The 22,921-nt window shown below is 40.8% G+C and carries 16 protein-coding genes; 1 reads left to right on the forward strand and 15 read right to left on the reverse strand.

Translation table 11 applies throughout. The annotated features are described in order from the left end of the window. Positions 1 to 53: 53 nt before the first annotated feature. The 8 genes from R8806_RS13960 to R8806_RS13995 form a co-directional block, all read right to left on the reverse strand. A complete protein-coding gene (locus tag R8806_RS13960; protein WP_124317515.1) occupies positions 54 to 1,226 on the reverse strand; it encodes a thioredoxin family protein in 1,173 nt (390 codons plus the stop codon). A 12-nt stretch (positions 1,227 to 1,238) separates the two neighbouring features. Beyond that, positions 1,239 to 2,807 carry a PKD-like family lipoprotein gene (locus R8806_RS13965; protein WP_124316675.1) on the reverse strand — a complete coding sequence of 523 codons (1,569 nt, stop codon included), beginning with the start codon at positions 2,805 to 2,807 and terminating at the stop codon, positions 1,239 to 1,241. Between the two features lie 12 nt (positions 2,808 to 2,819). After that, the gene (locus R8806_RS13970) at positions 2,820 to 3,536 is read right to left on the reverse strand and encodes a DUF4843 domain-containing protein (RefSeq protein ID WP_124316676.1); all 717 of its coding nucleotides are present in this window, start codon (positions 3,534 to 3,536) and stop codon (positions 2,820 to 2,822) included. An 18-nt stretch (positions 3,537 to 3,554) separates the two neighbouring features. Then, on the reverse strand, positions 3,555 to 4,994 hold the full coding sequence (locus tag R8806_RS13975) for a RagB/SusD family nutrient uptake outer membrane protein (protein ID WP_167513913.1): 1,440 nt from the start codon (positions 4,992 to 4,994) through the stop codon (positions 3,555 to 3,557). A gap of 12 nt (positions 4,995 to 5,006) precedes the next feature. After that, positions 5,007 to 8,354: a SusC/RagA family TonB-linked outer membrane protein gene (locus R8806_RS13980; RefSeq protein ID WP_124316679.1), complete on the reverse strand. Its 3,348-nt coding sequence runs from the start codon at positions 8,352 to 8,354 to the stop codon at positions 5,007 to 5,009. A 90-nt stretch (positions 8,355 to 8,444) separates the two neighbouring features. Further along, positions 8,445 to 9,620: a FecR family protein gene (locus R8806_RS13985; RefSeq protein ID WP_124316680.1), complete on the reverse strand. Its 1,176-nt coding sequence runs from the start codon at positions 9,618 to 9,620 to the stop codon at positions 8,445 to 8,447. An 85-nt stretch (positions 9,621 to 9,705) separates the two neighbouring features. Then, the gene (locus R8806_RS13990; RefSeq protein ID WP_164719623.1) at positions 9,706 to 10,302 is read right to left on the reverse strand and encodes an RNA polymerase sigma-70 factor; all 597 of its coding nucleotides are present in this window, start codon (positions 10,300 to 10,302) and stop codon (positions 9,706 to 9,708) included. A gap of 192 nt (positions 10,303 to 10,494) precedes the next feature. Beyond that, on the reverse strand, positions 10,495 to 11,433 hold the full coding sequence (locus tag R8806_RS13995; protein WP_118302897.1) for a DMT family transporter: 939 nt from the start codon (positions 11,431 to 11,433) through the stop codon (positions 10,495 to 10,497). A 180-nt stretch (positions 11,434 to 11,613) separates the two neighbouring features. On the opposite strand from R8806_RS13995, the gene R8806_RS14000 reads away from it, so the two are divergent. Then, complete coding sequence (locus R8806_RS14000; protein ID WP_124316682.1) at positions 11,614 to 14,844, forward strand: glycoside hydrolase family 2 TIM barrel-domain containing protein; 3,231 nt, start codon at positions 11,614 to 11,616, stop codon at positions 14,842 to 14,844. Between the two features lie 44 nt (positions 14,845 to 14,888). Here R8806_RS14000 and R8806_RS14005 read toward each other — a convergent pair whose 3' ends face one another. The 7 genes from R8806_RS14005 to R8806_RS14035 form a co-directional block, all read right to left on the reverse strand. Beyond that, the gene (locus R8806_RS14005) at positions 14,889 to 15,119 is read right to left on the reverse strand and encodes an RNA polymerase sigma factor (protein WP_124316683.1); all 231 of its coding nucleotides are present in this window, start codon (positions 15,117 to 15,119) and stop codon (positions 14,889 to 14,891) included. A gap of 301 nt (positions 15,120 to 15,420) precedes the next feature. Further along, complete coding sequence (locus R8806_RS14010; RefSeq protein ID WP_151411727.1) at positions 15,421 to 15,903, reverse strand: hypothetical protein; 483 nt, start codon at positions 15,901 to 15,903, stop codon at positions 15,421 to 15,423. Between the two features lie 665 nt (positions 15,904 to 16,568). Beyond that, positions 16,569 to 17,939, reverse strand: coding sequence for a TlpA disulfide reductase family protein (locus R8806_RS14015; protein WP_124318329.1), 1,371 nt, complete (start codon positions 17,937 to 17,939; stop codon positions 16,569 to 16,571). Continuing rightward, on the reverse strand, positions 17,939 to 19,264 hold the full coding sequence (locus tag R8806_RS14020; protein ID WP_167513914.1) for a TlpA family protein disulfide reductase: 1,326 nt from the start codon (positions 19,262 to 19,264) through the stop codon (positions 17,939 to 17,941). Before R8806_RS14020 ends, R8806_RS14015 begins: the two co-directional genes overlap by 1 nt. Positions 19,265 to 19,304: 40 nt before the next feature. Further along, entirely contained in the window at positions 19,305 to 20,750 is a 1,446-nt protein-coding gene (locus R8806_RS14025; RefSeq protein WP_124317505.1) for a PKD-like family lipoprotein, read from the reverse strand. Positions 20,751 to 20,764: 14 nt separating this feature from the next. Next, positions 20,765 to 21,478, reverse strand: a complete 714-nt coding sequence (locus tag R8806_RS14030; protein WP_164719753.1) for a DUF4843 domain-containing protein — start codon at positions 21,476 to 21,478, stop codon at positions 20,765 to 20,767. Between the two features lie 10 nt (positions 21,479 to 21,488). Then, positions 21,489 to 22,907, reverse strand: coding sequence for a RagB/SusD family nutrient uptake outer membrane protein (locus tag R8806_RS14035; protein ID WP_124317503.1), 1,419 nt, complete (start codon positions 22,905 to 22,907; stop codon positions 21,489 to 21,491). Between the last annotated feature and the right edge of the window lie 14 nt (positions 22,908 to 22,921).

A 22,921-nucleotide genomic window follows, 5' to 3' on the forward strand; every position in this document is an offset into this window, starting at 1 on the left:
CCTCCTTTTTACTCGTTTAGTTTATATTTCACCTCGATAATACAAACGATTCATTATGACATTCTTACTTTCGGAGCCTGCTGTTCTAATTCATTTGCTTCGTCTACCTCTCCCAGCACTCTCAATATACGAGCTTTCACTTTCATGTATTCAGACTTGTAATAACCAGAAGGAGCTGATTCCATCAATTTATCCAACCAAGCATTTGCCTCGTTCATGAATGTTTCATTTCCACAAGTCTCAACATGACGCAAGAAGTTTCGAATAAAGTCCAACTTATCCTGCGGGGTATAGAAAATACCGTATTGGAGGGAGCGATACATTTCGTCCAACATACCACGAATGTCTCCTGTTTTCAAATAAGCCGCTGCATAGAGGGATGCCACATACTGGGGCACTTTGGGCAGGGGCTGAGTAAAAAGATAGGCAAGCAATTGGTCATAGCGTTGCTGATTGAATACACCTTTATCAGGCGTCCACCAAACGAAACTAGATACGGCACTTTTCAAAGTGTAATCCATAAAAATATCAATGGTATCGCGAGAAACAATATGAGAGAAACGGTAGCGATTTGCAGCCACTTTTTTCAATATTGGAGAAAGAGGATCTGAAAGATTTCGAATAATAATATCCCAAGTTTCACGAGTATAAAACTCGGTATCGGAAAGCCCATTGATATACTCCGAAACCACCTTTTTTTGCAACTGTGGACGATATGCCTTGAATAACACATCAATGTACTGTTTTACGAAAGTACGGTCTCGGTCACCAGCGTCATAGCGCATTTGGAAATCAAGTAAAGTTTGTTCTCCTTTTAATGCTTTCTTACCATTTTGAATAAATTCGGATGCTTGCTGGTTGCCCACTACACAATGTTTCAACATCCCGTCTTTATCCACATACAACAAAGTGGGAAAAGCGGCAACGCCATATTTCCGAGCCAATTCCGGACCTTCACCTTTTTCCATGTCAATTTGAAAACAGATAAAGTTTACGTTATAGAAATCCGCTACACTATCTTGTGTGAAGATATTTTTTGCCAACATTTTACAAGGACCACACCAAGAGGTGTAACAGTCGACAAATATCATTTTCTTCTCTTTTTTTGCCATCTTTAGCATTTGTTCCCAATTTCCTTCCCGGAACTCGATGGAGCGGTTCTGCGCCCCTATCTCATCAAAGAGACAGAGACTGCAGACCAATAATATATATTGAATTATTTTCATTATTGTGTTGTACTAATTTCGTTCACGATATATGACATCTTTCACAATACCGAATCCGTCGTAGGAACGGTAAACAGAGGCATTCTGCGAAGAGGTAACAGGTAATTCCAACATACGGACATGACCTTTCAAAGCATTATCACCAATAGTCTCCTTACTACCGACAATTAAACGATATTGCATTTCTCCACTACCTGCCGGTTTCGAATAATCTCCCATTACAAAAATATTGAACTTCAACATGGTGATTTCCTCTCCTGAAAACTGAGTAACAATTTCGTCACTCTCCATCTTAATGGGCAACAAACGGCATGCTTTTGAATTGATATTATAGCAATATATTTTGTTATCAACTGCATAATACAAATCGTAGTCTCGCGGATGTACGGCAAAAGCTGTTGCCCGTTCGATCTCAGGAGCATCCAGTTGATAATAATGCCCACTCACTTGAGCAACGTAATTAGAATTACCAACCTCTATTCCATATATCCAAAGCTTTCCGGCGTTGTCTTTCAATATTGTATATGTTTCCCCTTTACTACCATGCATCGTGTTAGACATATGGACAAAACTTTTACCTGTAGTAAAAGAAAATACTTTTTCCTCTGCCGATGGCTTTTGCACCTTATTCATATCACTCGTGACCTGTACAAAACGCTGATTTGTCTCATCATATAAAATTGCAGTACCACCATAAGTGTTGTAATAAATACCAGACATTCCTATTGCTGGAGCAACATCAAAATAGTCCGTCTCACCATCAAGTTTATTTAAGCGCATTCCGTATATTGCTCCAGCTATTGTCCCCTTTCCATACACACCATCCTTTCCTATGCAAAGGCGACAATCCCCATAAGTTCCAACTATACAAGTAGGAACAAAACCATCGCGCCACTCTGCAAACTCATACATCAAATCATTTTCATAATCATAGCTGAAATCATCATCATCCAATTTTGCTTGCGCCTCTTCTGCAAGGAAATAAACAGGACGAGGTGCAGACATTCCTCCTAACAAATGAAGCGACTTCGGTCCCTTAAATTCTCGCAACGGACTATCAGCCCAAAGGTTTCTGATTATTTTTTCTTCAGGCGTAGAGGTCGAGATCATGTCCAAATGCGAAAATCCTTCTGAATCCTCTGACAAAACCAACCAACCTTCATAGGTGGCAGAGGTCACTTGTAAATCAAACCCTTGACGCCAAGTAACTCCCGATGTTTTATCTTCCACCAGCAAATAAACGGTGTATTTTGCTTCCGGTAATTGCACAAAATATTTCAAGTCTAACCGATTGCTGTCCAAATCAAAGGTTGTCGCACCATCCACCGAACCGGATTTCACTACTGCTTGCCATTTAAGCGAATAATTATTTAAATCTTTCCCCTCCAAAGAACCTTCTATCACAGGAGTTACCCGCACGGTATCCACCAAACGATAGGCATATTGCATTTCTTCTGGAAAACCGGAAAAGGTCACTTGATTAATTTCCGAGTAATCATAATTCCCCAAATCCTTGTAGCAGCTGGTGAATGATAGTACACCAAGCACGAACAAGAGAACATATTTCAATTTTTCCATCATATTCCTGTTTATTTATTGATACAAAAAGTCTCCCATTCTCATCTCCTTGTCACCGTCCATTATCGGGTGCTCATCCAAATAGGCCTTCATGTAATTAGCAATGTAACTTATACGTCCGGATCCCATGTAAGAAGCGGAGAGGAAAGAAGTACGCGGGATTTCCATGACTGTACAAATAGTCTCGAATTTGAGGGGAGAAAAGGTGCCGAAATAATACACGTTCCAAGTATTGGGGGCTTCTTTCATCACGTTATTGAACAGAATACGGTGCGTAGTCTTCGAATAGACAACAGCCGAACCGCTAGTAAGCACATCATCCTCATAGTACAAATGGAAATCATTATTTTCTACTAATTCTAAAATCACTTCCTTGTCCGATTCATCATTCGGGCGTTTCACCACAACAGGTATCACGCAAGAAGTTTCTCCACTCGGTACTTCATAGCGTTCAGCCAAAGTTTCGTAATCTTCTCCCGCCGTGGCATTCTTTTCTACTAACTTCACTTCCACATAACGGCTCACACCTTCTTCCACATCACCCATCACGGTAATCTCTACCGATACAGTATCCACATCCTCATCCAAATAGGCAAAGGAAACTACCGTAGAATCTACCTCCATATTTATGTACGCGACATTTTGTCCAGACCAAGTGTCGATCTTTTGTTCACAACCTACCAAGCTTAACAAGCAAGTCAAGGCCAAACATAATAATATAGTCTTATTCATAATACATTACGTTTTAAGTCATCTAAAATCCGTTTCACTTTGCGGCAAAGGCAAAACATATTTAGTATCATTCATTTCCACATTACCACCGGAGAACGCTGAAAGGATACTTGACCTATTCATCCGTTTGTAATAAAAAAACAGCTGTCCTTCTCCCCAAAACTCCTTTTGATATTCGTTCAGCAATGTACTCTCCAGCTGGGAAGCGGAGGTCAACAATTCAACTCCACGATTATCCAGTACAAGATTGATACTTTCCAATGCATCAGTTTCATTTTCGGCTGTCTCAGCAATGATATAATACATCTCTGACATACGAATCATCGGTAGTAAATCGGCGTAATAAGCATCGGTTTCCAAATCAGAATATTTATAGAAACATCTATTGGTGTGTCCTGATGCTACTTTCCAATTAGACTCATAACGCCAATCATTCAACGCTAGCGTACCGAAAATTTTTTCCAAATAGGTAGAAGGAGTAAGCCACATTTGGTCATCTTTCAAATCCGGAGTGAAATAATCGGTAAAGATTTTATCACGGTTCGGATATTGTAAAGCAAATACCAATTCCGATGAAAATATCCTATCAGGTTTCTGGCCATCGGTCACTTGAGATTTTGTGGTAAAGGGGAAATATTGTTCCTGCACTGCTACAACTTCACGAGCTGCTGCCAATGCTTCACTAAACATCTCTGCATACAAATACACTCGTGCCTGAAGAGCTTTCACCGCATAATAGTTCAAACGAAATGTCCGATAATGCCAGAAATTCTCTCCCTCCGTTGCACCTTCCTCCAATAGCGGCCCTTGTTCAATAATGGGATCATTAGCTAGACGCCTTTCAGCTTCCTTTAAATCATCAATAACATATTCCAACACTTCCGAAGCTGGCAACAAATCCGTACCGGACAATACAAATTCTTTGTTATAAGGAATGGCACGTCCCTCTTTGTTAGTTTTGTAAACAGGACCAAACAAGCGGAATAAATCGAAATGCAACATGGCACGCAACGCATAAGCCTCACCTGTAATCCAATTATATTGATCACCCGTGAACAAATTCTTTTTCTCATCGGCATTTTTTAATAATGTATTCACGTTGGCAATCAGAGCATATCCTTTTTCCCAAATACCGGCGAAATTAGATTTCGAGTAATCGGTCGTGTAATCAAATTGTCCCAAACTATTCAAATTCTGCATGGTACCATAATTGGCAAATTTATAACGCTGCGCCAATACTTCCACAGTACCTACCTGCAGGTCTCCTCCATACAGATTGGAACTACACAATTCGACATACACGCCATTCAACCCTTGACGAAATCCTTCTTCTGAAGTAAACATTTGTTCCTCCGCCACCTGATCCACCGGTTGTACATCCAACCAATCCGTACATCCAGTAAGCGACCACAAAGCGATACCCAAAACACCGATTTTAATATATTTATCAAACTTCATAATCATCCGATTTTAAAAAGTTACAGATACAGATGCCGATACCATACGCGCAAAAGGATATTCGATACCTCGTTCCTCTTTCACACTTGATATCCGGAACACATCATTCATATTCACCTGCAAACGCAAGGCTGAAAAACCGGCTTTTTCAATCCATTCTTTTGGGAAATCATAACCGGCTGAAAAAGACTCCCCTTTCAGGAAATTAGAACGCTGCACAAAACGCGAAGACATTTGTGTTGTCTCGGTTAGAGAGATTCCCTTGAACCGGGCGTGTTGTCCGGGCTTTTCCCAACGGTTATACAATGCACGCTTATCTTGGTTGTATTTCAAGTTTTCTTCGGAAATATTTTCCACTTTAGTATACAATGCCTCGTTGAAGACATCACCTCCCAAACTATAGCGTAGATGTGCAGAGAAGGAAAATCCTTTATAATACAGCGTAGTACCAATAACTCCTTCCAAATCAGGTTCTGTATCTCCTACTTGGACCTCATCTTTTGTCTCATACGTATAAGTATATGTACCATCTTTTTTCAAAAATACTTCTTTACCACTCGCTGGGTCTATTCCCAAAGAGCGTACTGCCCACAATGCAGTAGGACTACCGCCATCGTAATAACGCACTAAGCTTGTATTTTCATTTTGCGCATTAAACTGACTCAAGCTATTGCCAATATTCCGGTATTCAGACTTTTGGTGACGGAAATTCAAACTCAGATTCCAGTTGATACCTTCCTCCGGGCGGTAAATCGGCGAATATTTAACCGTAGCACTGTACCCCGTGTTCCATTGCTCTCCGATATTTGTAGCTATCGTTTTTGTACCAACCGAAGAAGGCAAACCGATTACAGCCAACAATGGGTCGGTTCTTTTCTGATAATAGTCGAAGTTTATATTGAAACGATTCCTCAACAAAGCAATATCAGCACCCACATTCATGTCTAATGTTTTTTGCCATTTCAAGTCGGGATTACCAAATGCATCTACCAATAAACTTGTTCCAAAGTTATTAGAACTCCAATTATTAAAAGAATACGTGGTATACGATTGATAAGCATCAAAATTTTGATTACCAGGATTACCGATTGATGCCCTCACTTTCAATAAGGTCATCCATTCAGCATTTTGCAAGAAGCTTTCGTTGTGAATATTCCATGCCACCCCTACCGACCACGTTTCGGTATAACGTTTATTACTCCCAAAAACCGAAGCTCCATCTAAACGAATATTTGCATCAAACAAATAGCGGTTGTCGAAAGCATACCCCATATTCAAATACCAACTGTTGGAGCGGGTAACCGTTTCCGTGTAGTCCGGTTTACCGCCATTCGGGAAACTGGTGGCAAAAGACGGACGGGTAAAATCACCTACAGGAAAGCCCACCGCCTCGAAAGCCTCTGTCTTCAACTCAGACGAACGGAAGTTCGCCCCCAATACAGCATTTAATTGATGTACGTCATTGAACAATTTACCATAAGTCACAGTTAACTCCCCATCATAGATCCAAGTATCGTAATCCGTCGATTTATAACTCCCCCGTTGGGTTTGAGCCACACCATCAAAAGAAGTATGCTCAGGGGATAGAAAATACTCAGCCTTTTCCGATTTTTTCTCCAAACTGATACGCCCTCGTACCATCACTTCTTCCACTGGACGGTATTCTGCATTAAATTTATTGATAAAGCTCATACCTTTTTGACGATCATAACTGTTCAGACTTGCATTGTACAATGGATTCTCAACCGTATAGTGCTGTCGATTAACAGTATAATATTCTTCTAAATAACGGGTAACATTGCCATTTTCGTCATATTTTTCAAAATAAGGATTTGCTTTTGCATACTCTGAAAAATTTACCGTCGGATTTTCTTTTTTCGTATAATCAAATGACATCTTGTTGAAAAAACGGAATTTTCCTTTTCGATAATTCAACTCAAAATTCATACCGATAACGTCATTTCCCGAATTTTTCATCACTCCGTCTGTTCCATTATAGGTAACACCCAAACCATAACGTACTGCATTGTCACCTCCTTCTGCATAAATATTGTGTTTATGCACCAATGCCACTCGTAACGGTTCACTTAACCAATAAGTATTAACTCCTCTTGCTACATTCGCACGATGAAGATTATACAAACTATCCAGAAATAATTGTTCTTGGGCATCATATGTATAATCCGATTTGTAAAAACCAGCTTTCTGTTCAAATTCCAATTTCTCACGTGCATTCATCAAATTATAATCCGACAAATCGGGAATAGACAAAGAAAAATTACCATTGTATGACACTCGAAATGTTCCTGGTTCAGGCTGTTTAGTCTCAATCACAACAACGCCATTTGCAGCTTTCGAACCATACAAAGCCGTGGACGCAGCATCTTTCAATATTGTTACAGATTGCACACGGTCCATATTCAAATTTACCACCGTTTGCAAATCAGTCTCGAAACCATCAAGGATAAACAATGGCTGATTCGGATCAGTATCATATTGTTCTTTCAATCCTACAACACTACTTTTACCACGAATTTCGATATCCGGTAAGCGATTAGGGTCAGAACCATAATCATTATTCTCCATAATCACGAAAGAAGGATCTAGTGTCTTCAAACTCTGAATCAAATTTTGTGTTCCAACCATCTTCAACTCTTCTTTCTTGAATGTAGCAGTGGAACCCGTAAAACTCTCTTTTTTACGCTGAAAAATACCAGTCACGACCACCTCATCCATCTCACTTACCTCATCTTCCAGCGTGATGTTAAGTTCTGATTGACCAGCCCATTTCACCTCCTTCGTTTTCATTCCCACAAACGAAAATATCAGAGTAACAGTATCCTGTTTTAGAATATTCATGGAATAATTTCCATCCATATCGGTCGCAGTCCCTACACTCGTCCCTTTAATCATAACTGTCACCCCAGGTAAAACGCCACCTTTTGAATCTTTCACCACTCCTTTAAGAACCACGCTTTCCTTCTTCTCCGGTTCATTATTAACCTTCTTGACAGAGATCAGGATTGTCTGATCTTCAATCTCATATTGTAAAGATGTATTTCGTAAACACAACTTCAACACATCTTCTACCGAGGCTTCACTTACTTTCAAACTCACATTTTTCACCCCTTGTACATCCTGTTTATTATACAAAATATAATACCCAGATTGTGCATGTAACTCTTTTAACACCTGTTCCAAGCTTACATCTTGAACCTCCATCTTAATTTGTTTCTGACTATACGTCGGTATTGCAAACGCAAACACCGGCAACAACACCATAAGCATAACAAGTTTCATCACTAGCATTTTTTTTCCACGCCATCGCCATGGATGGAGAATTAATTCATCTTTTTTCATACATTTGTTTAATTTTTACTTAATGCTCGCATCAAATGCCAATCCGAGGCGAGTTTTAAAATTACAATAGTCCGGTAAGTCCTTAAAAACTTAGCGGACTTCTTTTATTACAATCTTTTTACCTTCTATCAAATAATCAATATTTTGAGTTTTTTTCAACATACCCAATATCTTAGAAATATTCTCGTATTTTCGAATTACCCCATAAAATATTTTTTCTTTCAATTCCGGTGTTTCAATAATAATATCCACATCATACCAACGGGCCAATTTCTTCATTATAGTAACCAAATCTTCCTCGTCAAAAATGAAAAGTTTATCTTTCCATCCGATATAATTCTCAACATTTACTTCCCGCATAGATATCTTTCCAATATTCTTATCCATTTCCGCCTGATGCCCCGGTGTCAACAAAACAGTTTTATCAGATTGATCCAACACTACCCGTACACTACCCGAGACCAAAGTTGTCTGCACTTTAGCTTCATCCCCATAAGCCATCACATTAAATGAAGTTCCTAAAACACATACACTCTGTCCTCCCCCATGTACTTCAAAAGGCTTGTCAGAAGGAGAAACTTCAAAATAAGCCTCTCCCTCAAGATACACCTCTCGTTTTTCCCCGATAAAACTAACCGGATATCGTAAACGGGTATCAGAATTTAGCCATACCCGAGAACCATCGGATAAGATCAGTTGATATTCGCCTCCCCGGGGAATAATAATGGTGTTATATTCCAGAGCGGATGGATTACCCGAGTGGCCTTGTTTATAGGCAAGACGATTGGAATCATTCGTTACTACAGTTCCTTCCAATTGTAATTGCCCTAGATTTTTCCCTAGACCTAGTTCCAGTTTCCGCCCGTCAGCCATCTCTAGCACGGCACATTCTTTACCAGGAATAATATCTGTAGCTAACGGAGATATTTCTTCTTTCTCCATCATGAATAAAAATACACTTCCGGCAATAAGTGGTATTAATAAAATTGCAGCAATTTGTTTTACCCGCCGAATAAGACGAATACGCTTTCCCTGTTTACCTACTGAAAACATTACTCGTTCTTTCAATGCTTCTAATGAATAATTTTCATATTCTTGCAACCGCCCCATCAAATAATTCCGCTCTACCAGCCGTTCATAAAATAGTCGGTGCTCGTCACTCTCATGGATCCATTCCTCCAACATCTTTTCCTCCTCTTGCTGAATAGTACCATTCAACCGAGCTACAACCCATGAGGCTATTTTCAAATTATTATCATCATGCATACCCTGTCATTTTTACATTTCACACAAAGAACGACCACACTTCTCAAAAAGATGACAAGAAGCAGATTTTTTTTCAAAAAAAAATTCAATTAAATAAATCCACCATTCCCAAAAGTACCAAAAGAATACCCATGCTAAAGCGTTTTTTTAATACAGCCATAGCTCTCTGTTTCTGAGTCCGAACCGTATTGATCGATATAGATAACGAATCTGCTATTTCCTGATTACTTAATCCTTCCAATCCTAATCGGAATACACGTCTACATTCTGGAGGTAATTCGTCAATTGCCCGATAAATTTCCCCGAGCACCTCTTCTTCAATCATTTTCTCATCCAAAGAATCCTCACTTAACTCTTGTATCAACGCCGCTTCATGTTTATGAACGACCTGCTCATGCTTTAATAAATCCAAACATTTATTACGAGCCGTCTGGTAAAGAAAAACCCGAATCGGAAGTAAGGACATAAAATCTTGACGTCTCTCCCACAGGGTTACGAAACTTTCCTGCACAATATCTTCAGAGAAAGTACTATTCTTAAGAATTGAATTACAATAAAAATAAAGAGATTTCCCATATGTATCCAAGAAAAAAGCAAAAGCATACTCATCACCATCCTGTAATCGCCTTACAAGGTAGTCCACATTATGCTTAAACTTTCTATATCGCATCTCCTTATCCATCAAACACTCCATTTCTAATCATGGATGAAACAAAGATGCGAAAAAAAACATATAAAAAAAAATTGTCCAAAATGAACACAGCCAAAGACAATACAATAAAACATTATGAATCAAAACAATCGACATATCGTCAATAACAAACGATTTCTCCTAAATATACAATTTAGACACTAGTGAAATACGTTTAACAAATTAACAAGTCGGCTTTCTCTTTATCGGGAGTTTCGGGAAAAGTTTCCTAAAACGTACTAAATAAGTCGTAACATTACTTCCCGCAACGATAATGGTCACGGCAAAAACAATCATCATAATACCACATCCCACTCTCACGGTTAAAGGTTCCCCGAAAACCGTCACCCCGAAAAATACCGCTGTCAAAGGCTCCAAAGCCCCTAAAATAGCGGTTGGGGTCGAACCGATATACTGGATGGCCTGAGTGGTACAAAGAAATGATATAGCAGTCGGGAACACGGCCAAGGCAACCAAATTACCCCACAGATACCACGTGTCTACCACACGCAGACTGGCCCCAAAATCAACACGAACCAAAAACAGAGACAACCCGAAAACTAAAACATAGAACGTCAGCTTCAGTGTCGCAATCTCTCGCAACAAGGGTCTATTCACAGCGACAATGTAAATGGCATATGACAAGGCCGAGGCGATAACGAGAATCACTCCCGTCAGACTCAACACCGAACCATCCTCCCCCTTGTAAAGCAAGGCAATACCACCCAACGCCAGCATGATACACAAAATTGTTTGTAACGTCAGTTTCTCTTTAAAGAGAAAGGCCATGATTAAGGCTACCATGATCGGGTAAACGAACAACAAGGTCGATGCAATACCGGCTGCCATGTAATTATAACTCTGAAACAAGGTAAGTGACGAGAGTGCCACCAGCAATCCCATGATAATTAACGGAAGTATTTCTTTTCGCTTCAATTTGAAATCTCTTCCCCGCAACTTAATCATCGCACCCAACACCGGGATAGCAAACAAGTACCTGAAAAAAAGAACTGAATCCGGGTTCATCCCCGCCTCGTACAGGGGAAGGGCAAACAAGGGATTCATCCCGTAAGTTGCTGCCGCAATGACCCCTAACACGTATCCTTTAGCTTTTACATTCATAACTGTAAATGATTACATTAAATTGGCAACAAAGATATAGTTTTGTTTGTCATCATGAATGATCATTCTGTTCAAATTATTTTCTTGACACACGCTATATTGAAGGTTTGAAGAAACAGATTACCACTTTTAACAAAAAAACACTATCTTTAGACTCTAAAATCTCAAACTACATACAAGATGAAAAAACTATTCTCCACGATTATCTGTTGTTTAATCTGTTCCACGGCTTTCATGCAAGTGAAACCGGAATGGCAAGACGAGACCATACCCTTTGTCGGGAAAGAATATCCCCGGACGGCATTCATGACCTACAGTAATGTGGATAAAGCTCGGAGTAATGATTTCAACACATCCCCTGATTACAAATCGCTCAACGGGAAATGGAAATTCAACTGGGTTCCTTCCTACAAAAAACGCCCAATGAACTTCTATAAAACAGATTTCGACGATTCTGCATGGGGAGAGATTGACGTCCCGGCAAACTGGGAAGTAAACGGTTACGGAAACGCACTTTACACGAATCACCCTTACGAATTCTGTCCCCGTAACCCGCAACCACCTCTTCTACCGGAGGAAAATCCAGTGGGATCTTACCGGAAATACATCGAGATACCCGAACAATGGAACGGGAAAGAGATATTCTTGCACATCGGTGCAGTAAAATCGGGTTGCTACCTGTACGTGAACGGCACAAAAGTCGGGTATAGTGAGGATTCCAAGACAGCCGTGGAATATAACATTACCCGCTACCTAAAACCGGGGCGTAACCTTATCGCTCTTGAAGTATATAGGTGGTCAACGGGAAGTTATCTGGAATGTCAGGACTTTTGGAGAATCAGTGGGATCGAACGGGACGTTTACTTGTTCGCACAATCCCCCGTGCATCTTCGGGATTTCTCCATCCGTCAGGATCTGGACAGCACGTACAAGAACGGACTTTTCGGGCTGGATTTATTCTTGGTAAACGCCAATCCCCGGCAAACGGCTCAAGCCACAGTGTCCTACCAACTGGAAAGCACCTCGGGAACACGAGTGGCAGAAGGGACACAAACCATTAAAATAGATTCCATTGCAACAGTCCATTTCGATGCGAAGATTGCTCAAGTCGCCCCGTGGACAGCCGAAACCCCAAACCTGCACCAGCTGTTTATCCGGATCGAACAACCGGGGAAAAACCCGGAAATCATTCCTTTCCGGGTCGGTTTCCGAAAGCTGGAAATCCGGGGGAACCAATTCCTAGTAAACGGTCGTGCCGTACTGATTAAAGGCGTGAATTATCATGAACACAACGAGCACACGGGTCACGTTCTCAGCGAGGCGGATATGCGCAAGGATTTCGAGAACATGAAACGTCATAATATTAACGCCATACGATGCTGCCATTACCCCCAACAAAGGCGCTTTTACGAACTTTGTGATGAATACGGATTCTACGTTTGCAACGAGGCGAATATAGAATCCCACGGCATGGGCTACAACCTTCGCAAGGGAAGAACATTAGGAAATAACCCGAACTGGCTGAACGCCCATATAGATCGGACCATGAACATGTACGAAACCGGGAAGAATTATCCCTGCGTCACGTTCTGGTCTCTGGGGAATGAAGCCGGGAACGGGTATAACTTCTACATGACTTACAATTGGCTAAAATCCAAGGACACGACACGTCCCGTACAGTACGAGAGAGCCCTTCTCGAATGGAACACGGACATCTACTGCCCGCAATACCCGGGCGCAACCACGCTGGAGAAATGGGGCAACACGCAAACGGATCGCCCTTATATCATGTCGGAATATGCCCATGCCATGGGAAACAGTACCGGGAACCTCATGGACCTCTGGAATGTGATCTATCGTTACCCCAATTTGCAAGGCGGGTTCATCTGGGATTGGATTGACCAAGGAATCCTCGTGAAAGATGAAGAAGGAACCCCGTTCTGGGCATACGGTGGAGATTTCGGAGAAAACTCCCCGTCTGACGGGAACTTTTTGTGTAACGGAGTGGTTGGCCCTGATCGAGAACCGCACCCCGGTTTAACCGAAGTGAAAAAGGTCTACCAGTACGTGTGGTTTCAACCCGTTGATCTGAGAAAAGGAATCATCCGGGTAGAAAATCGATACGATTTCACGAACTTGAATCAATACACGATCGAGTACACGATACAGGCAAACACGGAAACCGTACAGTCCGGAACCCTGCCCACGCAACATCTCGCCCCCGGGGCAAACAAACAGCTCACGATTCCACTCAGGAACGTGAAGAATAAACCCGGAACGGAGTATTTCCTGAACCTCTACGTGAAGTCCAAACAAGCGAATCTCTCTATTCCTGCCAGCTACATCGTGGCCTCGGAACAATTCAGGTTACCGGATTATACCCCGGCGCCCGTGTTCCGCCCTACCCCTGAAAAAACACTAGCCATGGAAGAGAACGGACCGGAAATCCATATATCCGGCACGAATATCGACTTCGTGTTTAACAAACAGAAAGGATACGTGACTTCCTACCGGACCAATGGCATTCAATACATTGCCGAAGATTTCGGGTTCCAACCCAACTTCTGGCGGGGACCCACGGACAACGATTATGGCAACGGGATGCCGAGTCGTCAGCAAGGCTGGAAACAAGCAAGCAAGAATTTTAAGATTGCCGGGATCAGAACCTCTACTTCCGCGACAAACACGAACCTAACCATCACGTACAGACTTCAAGAAACCAATAGCAAATACCACGTGTCTTACACGCTATACCCGTCAGGCATGATCCACGTGGCCTGCCATCTAGAAACACAACCGGATGCCCCCGAACTTCCCCGAATCGGAGTACGTTTCAGAATCCCCACGGACATAAATCAACTGGAATATCTCGGACGGGGTCCCGAGGAAAACTATTGTGACCGGAATAACGGAACGCTTATCGGCCATTACAAAAGTACGGCCGAGCAACAATACGTTCCATACGTACGGCCACAAGAAAACGGCCACAAGACAGAAACCCGCTGGCTGGCACTCACGGATAAAACCGGGAAGGGCCTCCTGTTTATTGCCGACTCGAACTTCATGGAGTTTAACGTTTCCCGCAACCGGATTGAAGATTTCGACGGGGAAGAATCCAATCGCCCGTACCAATGGCAAAACTTCACGCAAGGAGAATCCCATGACCCGCTCATGGCGAAAAACCGGAAACCCAAACAAACGCACGTCAATGACATTTTCCCCCGCAATTTCGTGGAAGTATGCTTGGATCACCGTATGATGGGTGTTGCCGGGGACGATAGCTGGGGTTCTCAACCTTACCCCAAATACAAGCTCCCGACAAACAAAGATTACCACTGGAGTTTCACCATTCTACCGATCAAAAATAATATGGAAATCAGCGAGAAACTAAGTTATCAGTACTTACCTTAGAAAATAAATGAAGTCGTACTTTCATCGGTACGACTTCATTCATCTCACACGATTCTCATGATCTGCAACCAGAAAAATAAACCACCTAGGCGACTCTTTAATCTATAAATAGCCTCCCTTTTACAAGCTCGCACGTCTTTTTCCGGAAGAGAAAGAATTTCTGCAATTTCCTTGTTATTCCTACCTTGAAAGTATAACCAAAATATCTCCCTGCAATCTTCAGGTAATTCCGTAATAGCTAAATACAACTCTTGATAAATATCTTCCCGTACCAAATTAAAACCCTTTCGTCCAAATGATCACGGACAAATATAAAACATTCTTTCCAACAAACAAAACCCTATATAGTGGATAAAGTTTATAGACTGATAAAGAATGTAAAGTTAGCCCTAAAACAGGAACAAGTTGAAAAAATTAAACAGGATTTATTCCTGCGCAAGGCCTTAAGTTCTCTACCCACAAAGAGACCTCCGCACATATTTCCAGCACAATTTCTTTTGTTTTCTACACGACCTGCATAACCAATCAAGGCATCAATTGACTCAAAAGTATTTTCAAATGAGTCTGAAAAAAGAATCACTCGTTCAACAATTTATCTCTTTCCGCTCTCAAAACCATTTCCAAATCTACCCATTCTGGGTACCTGTTACTTTTAAGATACCAAATTCCATTTTCAAACAAGTAAATGTAATCTTCCTCCTTTTCTGGCATTTCATCATACACTATTGGTTTTTCATCAGTCCAAACGCCATCCGGATAACAAATATATTGCATCAGCATCGTTCCAAGAATAGAAGATACATTACCACCTAATAATAGATTTATAATCTTATCGTAATCATTATAGATATAATACAAATACACGCCCATTCCCGATGGATAACTATCGTAATTATGATAGATCATAATGTACCTTTTAGACAATTCAACCCACTCTACTTTATCCACCCCAGCCATATCACAAGTAATTCCAAGTGGTAGACGTGAAGGTTCAAATTTCATCTTTTTACCAATATCTTCGTCTTTCAACTTTAATACAATACTTGCTCTCGTACTCATGATTATTCTCGTGTTTAAACTTCTACAAGCAAAAGTATGAATATTTTACTTGAATATCAATTTATATTAACGTGAGTTCGATATAAGAACAGATTTATATCCCTGAATAATACGAGTATAGCATTACACGAGAGAGAAAACCGCCGTGAGAACACGCTCCAATGTTTCAATGTAGCGCCTCCTCCCCCGTCCAAATACGTACATTTAGCTTGGAAATCTTGATGTTTCAGACACGAATAACGAGATCTGTCAAAATGCAATTCCTAGGGAAATACCGGGGAAGAACCGTAGAAGATAGGGATCACCTTCGGTTCACTCTCGGTACACCTTCGTTACACTCTCGCTCACAAGCAACCAAAGACCGAGAATGAACCGGAAGTGATCCAAGAGTATCCCGGAAGTACCCTCTTCCATCCTTAGGAAAACTAAAAGATAAAAGTTGATGAAACCTGTCACTTGCTAACCTGTAACTCGCCGAAGGCGAATCCCGACTGGGATCTAAATGCTCGCCCGATTATCGCCACCATTTTAACAGATAGAAAACAAAAATAACATACTCGAATATCCCGTCAACCGGACCAATAACGAGCCTATTCATGCTCAAGAATAATATTTCGGGCCACTATATCCCCGGCAAAAGCCGGGGATAAGGGATACATCACCTATTATTTAATATGCTGATTAATATACTCTATAATCTTGGAAGAAGAGGGTCTTGGAGCATCCAAGGAAATAATTCTTCCTTTCTTATCGAAGAATAAGAAACGGGGAATTCCATCAATATCATACTCTTGACATAGGGTCGATTGGAAATTATCCGGGCAAATAAATTGTTTCCATTCCGGTTTATCTGCTGCCAGTTTCTTTTTCCATTTCTTTTGATTCTCGTCCAACGAGATACTCAGAAATTCAATCTTCTTATTCTTGGCATAATGTTTCACCAATTTCTCCATATAAGGAATTTCCATGCAACATGGTCCGCACCAAGTAGCCCACACGTCAATATAAACAGCTTTCCCCTTAAAATCGGACAAATGACATTTTTTCCCATTAACATCTGTCATCTCAAAATCAATAGCCGGCGCACCGGGCATCATGTTTATATAGTGATCATACACTTTCTGCATCTCGGAGTGATCTACCGTGTCAGTGGAAACCCGTTTATAAACCTCGAACACCTCGGTCATATCTTTTGGAGCTTGTTTTAAATAATAATCAACAAGACTATTGGCCATGTCATTAATGATTTCCTGATTCGTGAATATTTGAGTCAAGGCATTCAAATGATACACAACTCTATTTTGTTCTTTTCCTGCCGGATGACGTTGAAGATACCAGCGAACATATCTCTCGGCCATCTCCATATTATCCGGATCATTCCGGTCGAATGCCTCTACCCAACGAACAAAATCAGCGTCTTCCCGGGGTTTTGACCAAGCATGACGGAATAAATATACCGGAATAAATTGATCAATCACATCCATCATCATTCTTTTAAAAGCCAAGCTTTTTATCTTTACCAAATTAGACTTTACTCTATCAACATCTTCCAGATAAGCCTCTCTGTATTCGGCAAAACTCATCGTATCCAGCATCTCAAAAGGCCAAGCATCGTATTGCCAACGGTCGAATTCTTTCATAAAACAAAAACAATCTGCATTATCCCCAACATAATTTACTTCCGGGACATACGCATCATCCTCTTCATTCTTTTCTTTATGAAATGAAATTGTCAGATCAGCCTTCATCCCATTTTCAAGGAAAAGAGCCACAAAACAAGCATACTTCTCAAACGATAAAAAAGCTCGAATCGGCTTTTCCACATCCACGTTATAAACAAATTCTCCAACATCACTAACTTGAAGAGTATCGATCATTTTTACCCCTCCTCCCACATAATAAATCACTGTCACGTTCCCACCAACAAAATCATAGATTCTCCCTCGAATATAACCAGAATCTTGATTTTTTGCCATACAATCAATTCCCACTAATAAAGAGACAACTAATATCACAAATAATTTCAAGTTTTTCATCACTGTATTTGATTTAAATATTTTTCCAATAATGTAATACACTCCGGTTCAGAAGGACGAACAAATGAATACGCAATAAAACGCCCCTCCCGGTCTAGCAACATGAAATGAGGTATACCTTCAATTCGATACTCTTTTCCTAAAAAATCATTCGTTTTTTTGTCCACAATATACTGTTTCCAAGTCGGTTTCTCCTTTTCTAAAAATTTTTTCCATACATTCACGTTATTATCAATTGCTATACTAATAATTTCCACTTGATCATCTTTTTTAAAATGCTCTTTCAATTTCGCCATATAAGGTAGCTCATCACGGCAAGGAGCGCACCAAGTTGCCCAAACATCTAACAACAAAAATTTTCCCCTAAAATCCGATAATTTATATTTTTTCCCGTCTTCCCCGGTTAACTCAAAATCTGGGGCTACTTTTCCTCTCATCAAATTCCCATTCACTCGGATATATTCGTTATACTCTCCACGTGCTGTTTCCTTTAATATTTCATCCGTGCATATGGAATTATAGTACTCGTAGGCATCCTGTAAACTTAACACGCCGGGCCTGTTCAAATAGCTTAGAAATCTGGAAGTAACATATCGATTTTTCATCTCTTGGTCAGTCACCAGCGATCCGATAATTTCTAAACTTTTTTTCGGAAAATCATTCCAATCCAAGTCTGTCACTTGACTCATACTCCACCCAATCATATATTCCAAAAGTTCTTCGTTACAACTCAACGAATCGTTCCAATTTATGGATTTTACAAAATCCAAAAAATCCACATCTTTTACACTATCTCCTACATGAGACAGGTACCATGAAAACCGCTGATTTTGAAGATTTAGATAGGCTTTTTTTGCCAATTGCTCACGATTTTTTTTATTCGTAATCTGATTTCCTAAAATTCTTAATTCTTTTTCTTTTTCATCGACTTTCAACTTGAAATCTTTGAATTTAAGAGCAGATATCTCGGGAGAATACCATTCCTGTGAATTTTCAATAGATCGTAAAGCAAACAGATATTTATTCTCTTTTTCACAATCTCCAGAAAAACTAATCTCCATCGATTGTTGAGGTAGTAATGTCAATTCTATATTCACACGACTTCCTTTTGCTAAAAATACCGGTATCCAAGGATTATAACCTTTCACGGACAATTCATAAATCACTCCATTCTGTGTTTCCATAGGAATGTACTCAAATTCCCCTCTCTCATTCACTTTCAGAGTGTCTCGTTTTAAACTACCTTGCACGGCAATCCGTATCAAAGCTCCATTATCATTAACCACTCCTTTCAGAATCGTCTGATGGCTTGATTGACAAGCCATACAAACGATTAAAAATGCTAAAATACACAACCGATTCATCTTATTTATTATATTCAAAATCAACGACTCTACCACATATATTATTAAAATGATTTTCCTCCTCCAGACTCCCATTACTACTCATCCGTAGATAATAAATCGAACCGGATTTTGCTTTCCCGGAGCCATTACTTACTCCCACGTACAAACGATTAGGGTTCTCGGAACGGTCAAATTCAATATAATCTATTTTGTTTCCTTCCTCAAAACCGTCATACGTTGCCAACACGTTTCCCGTCACTGTACTCATGCAAACAATTTTGTTCTGATAGCCATAATAAAGGAAATCAATATCTTTAGAGGAAACGGCAAAACAGGTAGCCTCCCCAATATCGGTCTGGTTCAAATCGACCTTCCGAATCGGGATAACCCGAATATAAGAATTATAAAAATCATCATCGTATTCCACTCTTTTCTGTGCCGCAATCACGAAATGATGCCCATCAGCATCCTCCATCACCGCCCGCACGTTATCCTCGAAAGCTACCCCATAAACCATCGTGGCCTCCATTGCCGCCGGATTGAAAGCACCTGAGGCCGATTCCACGGAAATCATTTTCCCGTAATCATCGTATATAAACCGCTTACCTTTCTGGTCATAGAAAAAAGGATCGTTCGATTCGTACATGGAAAATGGTGCAGCCTCATAATCTCCTTTCACCTGCGGATCATACTTGACAAACATATCCTCAACAAAAGAAAGATTACGAGTATATACTCTCCCACTCATGATGACATATTCGTTATACCCATACATATTTTTACACAGACACTCCATCACGCAAGGATCCGGGGCAAAATAAAACATCTCGGAGAAATCCATCATGTAAGAAAAATCCGTAGGCTCTATCACCTTTGATCCATCACCTGTTGATATGACAACCAATCCTTTGGTAAACTCGCCCTCGCCCGTGTAAAAAATTCCCCGGGGAGACCTTCCGGCTACTTCCCCGTTCACCTTCTCATACGCATCCTCCGTGACCGTATTCACAACATTGATAAATGTCACGTTAGCATTACCTTCTACCTCACTCAATACCATTAATCCCTTGGAATAGGAATTGACAATCGTCAGGTCTGTTTCTACAGAATAGGAAACTCCGGTTTCCTTGTCTGTTACAATATATCTCATCGTATACTCCCCGGTAACAGATTCGACTTCAATATCCAAATCCTTTTTGAAAGAAAGCGTATCCGGGTCTGCGGCATTATTTACTCGCCAGATATACCACAAATACTCGTAATGATCCTCCGAAAATCCATCTTTTGCGGTTATTGTCACCGGGATTTTCAAGGATGAGAATTGTTCCACAGTATAGTCTTTCTCTATCCCCTGAACAACTAAATCATTCAACGGGGTATAATCATAATCCCCTTTATCTTCCGTACAGGCTCCCACGCAAAGTACCAGAATACTCCATATAATTAATTGAATCTTTTTCATCATTTTCCATGTTAATTTTACAACCAAGGTTCGATAGCAAGGCCATTTTCATCTAAAATCGGATAATTTTCATAGAAGAAATTATCCATATATTTCCCATACGCTTTCCAAATACCATAATTTGTTCTATACTCATCTGAATCTTGTGGGAAATCCCTCCCTAACTTCCGAATGCAATATTCATGTTTTACCCTAGAATAAGGTCCGAAAATGCCATCCATGTACATATCTTCCCAGTAATAAGGACGTGTCAGGACATTGGAAATAATTACCCGCACAGTTGTACGGGCTGTAAGCCCCAGTTCCAAATCATCCGAAGGTTCCAAGTCCAGAACTAACTGAAAAGCCTCTTCCTCCAAACGAGGATCTTTATTATACAAGACGACGGGTATATTCATACTAAAAGCCTCCGCCGGAAGAATATACTCTTCCTCCAACGCCGCATAATGTATCCCTTCTTGAGCCGTCGTCTTTCCCGAATTAACAACCACCCGAACATGACGTTCGTAATTCACGGCCTCCCCCATCAGGTTGACCTGTACGTTCAAAGTCTGCGAATCTCCGTCTTTCCCCGCAAAAGAGTACACGATACTATCCCTCGTATCACTCCATGAACTCGGATTTACCTGAAAATAAACAGCCCCGTTACTATCGAAATCTGTTTTATCATTCTCTTGACAAGCAACCAACCCGACCAATAATCCTAGAATTATATAATATAGCTTTTTCATAGTATCCATTTTATTGAATATTACCAAATTCCAATTCATTATCCGGCATCGGGAATACATACGTTGCCCGGTTCATCGTTTGTGCCGTGAAAGGAATTGTTGTCATGTTTTGCCGTTTATAGAAATAAAAGAGCTGCCCCTCGGCGATAAATTCTTTTTGGTATTCTTTCCGGAGTTCTTCCAATAAATTGGCATCAGCCGGTAAAGGATTTCCCGCATATCCCCGGAAACCGCGTAATGTTTCAAGAAAACGTATATCCCCGGAAGCCTCTGCCGCGATCAAGTACATTTCCGACAATTTCAACAAAGGAATCCGGTTACCCGTGATATACTTGATCACGTACTCTGTTTTGGAACCCGAAGGAATATCGAACAATCGCTTACTCCGTACATCAAGATCCAATCCTGTTCCTCCAAAGATTCCCAATTTTCGTTCTTCCCCGACAACACAGGCATAAGTTGCCAAATCTTTAAAATACAAGTCTGAACGCCCTTTTTTCAAATCGTAAACGTAAAGGGAGGTGATATACTCATGCCGTCCTACACTCTCAACAAAAGTATATTTAGAGGGTTCGTCCTGTAAAATCTTATCCGTGACACAGGCAAAACGTCCCGAATGGATCACCTCTTCGGCACACGCCAAAGCGTTCGTCATGTCCTCCTTGTACAAGTACACCCGGGCCATCAAGGACGTCACCCCATAATAGTTGAAACGGGATTTACGATACAACCAGAACCCGTCATCCGTGACATAATCATCCGCCGAGTACTCGTCCTCCTCTTCGTACTCTCCAAACGACGGGCCGATCGGATCCACCGGACGCAATAACTCTTGCGCTTTCTTTAAATCTCCTAGAATCAAATCCAACGTCGCAGCAACGGTTGATCGCGTCACGACCTGATTAGTCGCCTCTTTCACGTAAGGAATCCCCGGATCGTTCGCTCCCATCTTATAAGAAGGTGCGAATCCCCGCAAAAGGTCAAAATGCAAGAAAGCCCGTAATGCCAAAGCCTCTCCCTCAACCAAGGGACGGACCTTTTCACTCAAAACACCACCGTGTTTAGAGATGTTTTGTAATAGATAATTACAATTCGCAATCGCGTAGTAATTAGAACTCCAAAGTGTGTCCACCACTTTTTTTATAGTTTCATCTTGATAATCATATACCAGCGCTTTATTATAATCGTACACGACCGATGAATAGGTCTGTGACAATATGTCCAAGAATCCCATCGTGGAGTTCCCTCCATAAGTATCCGTACGTCCCATCAAGGCATATATACCAATCAACGCATCCCGGAATCCCGACTCCGACGTGAAAAGATCATCTTCCTTCACTTGAGATTTAGGACGTACATCCAGCCAATCGCTACATCCCATGCAAAATAACAATACTAGTAATGCAGCATATCTAAATATCTTCTTCATAACATCCATTTTTT

The sequence above is a fragment of the Butyricimonas faecihominis genome (assembly GCF_033096445.1).
GTDB lineage: Bacteria > Bacteroidota > Bacteroidia > Bacteroidales > Marinifilaceae > Butyricimonas > Butyricimonas faecihominis.

What these genes read in the sequence shown, in the direction of transcription:
- R8806_RS13960 (WP_124317515.1), bottom strand. Translation starts at nt 1,226, where the DNA reads ATGAAAATAATTCAATATATATTATTGGTCTGCAGTCTCTGTCTCTTT.
- R8806_RS13965 (WP_124316675.1), bottom strand. Translation starts at nt 2,807, where the DNA reads ATGATGGAAAAATTGAAATATGTTCTCTTGTTCGTGCTTGGTGTACTA.
- R8806_RS13970 (WP_124316676.1), bottom strand. Translation starts at nt 3,536, where the DNA reads ATGAATAAGACTATATTATTATGTTTGGCCTTGACTTGCTTGTTAAGC.
- R8806_RS13975 (WP_167513913.1), bottom strand. Translation starts at nt 4,994, where the DNA reads ATGAAGTTTGATAAATATATTAAAATCGGTGTTTTGGGTATCGCTTTG.
- R8806_RS13980 (WP_124316679.1), bottom strand. Translation starts at nt 8,354, where the DNA reads ATGAAAAAAGATGAATTAATTCTCCATCCATGGCGATGGCGTGGAAAA.
- R8806_RS13985 (WP_124316680.1), bottom strand. Translation starts at nt 9,620, where the DNA reads ATGCATGATGATAATAATTTGAAAATAGCCTCATGGGTTGTAGCTCGG.
- R8806_RS13990 (WP_164719623.1), bottom strand. Translation starts at nt 10,302, where the DNA reads ATGGATAAGGAGATGCGATATAGAAAGTTTAAGCATAATGTGGACTAC.
- R8806_RS13995 (WP_118302897.1), bottom strand. Translation starts at nt 11,433, where the DNA reads ATGAATGTAAAAGCTAAAGGATACGTGTTAGGGGTCATTGCGGCAGCA.
- R8806_RS14000 (WP_124316682.1), top strand. Translation starts at nt 11,614, where the DNA reads ATGAAAAAACTATTCTCCACGATTATCTGTTGTTTAATCTGTTCCACG.
- R8806_RS14010 (WP_151411727.1), bottom strand. Translation starts at nt 15,903, where the DNA reads ATGAGTACGAGAGCAAGTATTGTATTAAAGTTGAAAGACGAAGATATT.
- R8806_RS14015 (WP_124318329.1), bottom strand. Translation starts at nt 17,939, where the DNA reads ATGAAAAACTTGAAATTATTTGTGATATTAGTTGTCTCTTTATTAGTG.
- R8806_RS14020 (WP_167513914.1), bottom strand. Translation starts at nt 19,264, where the DNA reads ATGGCTTGTCAATCAAGCCATCAGACGATTCTGAAAGGAGTGGTTAAT.
- R8806_RS14025 (WP_124317505.1), bottom strand. Translation starts at nt 20,750, where the DNA reads ATGATGAAAAAGATTCAATTAATTATATGGAGTATTCTGGTACTTTGC.
- R8806_RS14030 (WP_164719753.1), bottom strand. Translation starts at nt 21,478, where the DNA reads ATGAAAAAGCTATATTATATAATTCTAGGATTATTGGTCGGGTTGGTT.
- R8806_RS14035 (WP_124317503.1), bottom strand. Translation starts at nt 22,907, where the DNA reads ATGAAGAAGATATTTAGATATGCTGCATTACTAGTATTGTTATTTTGC.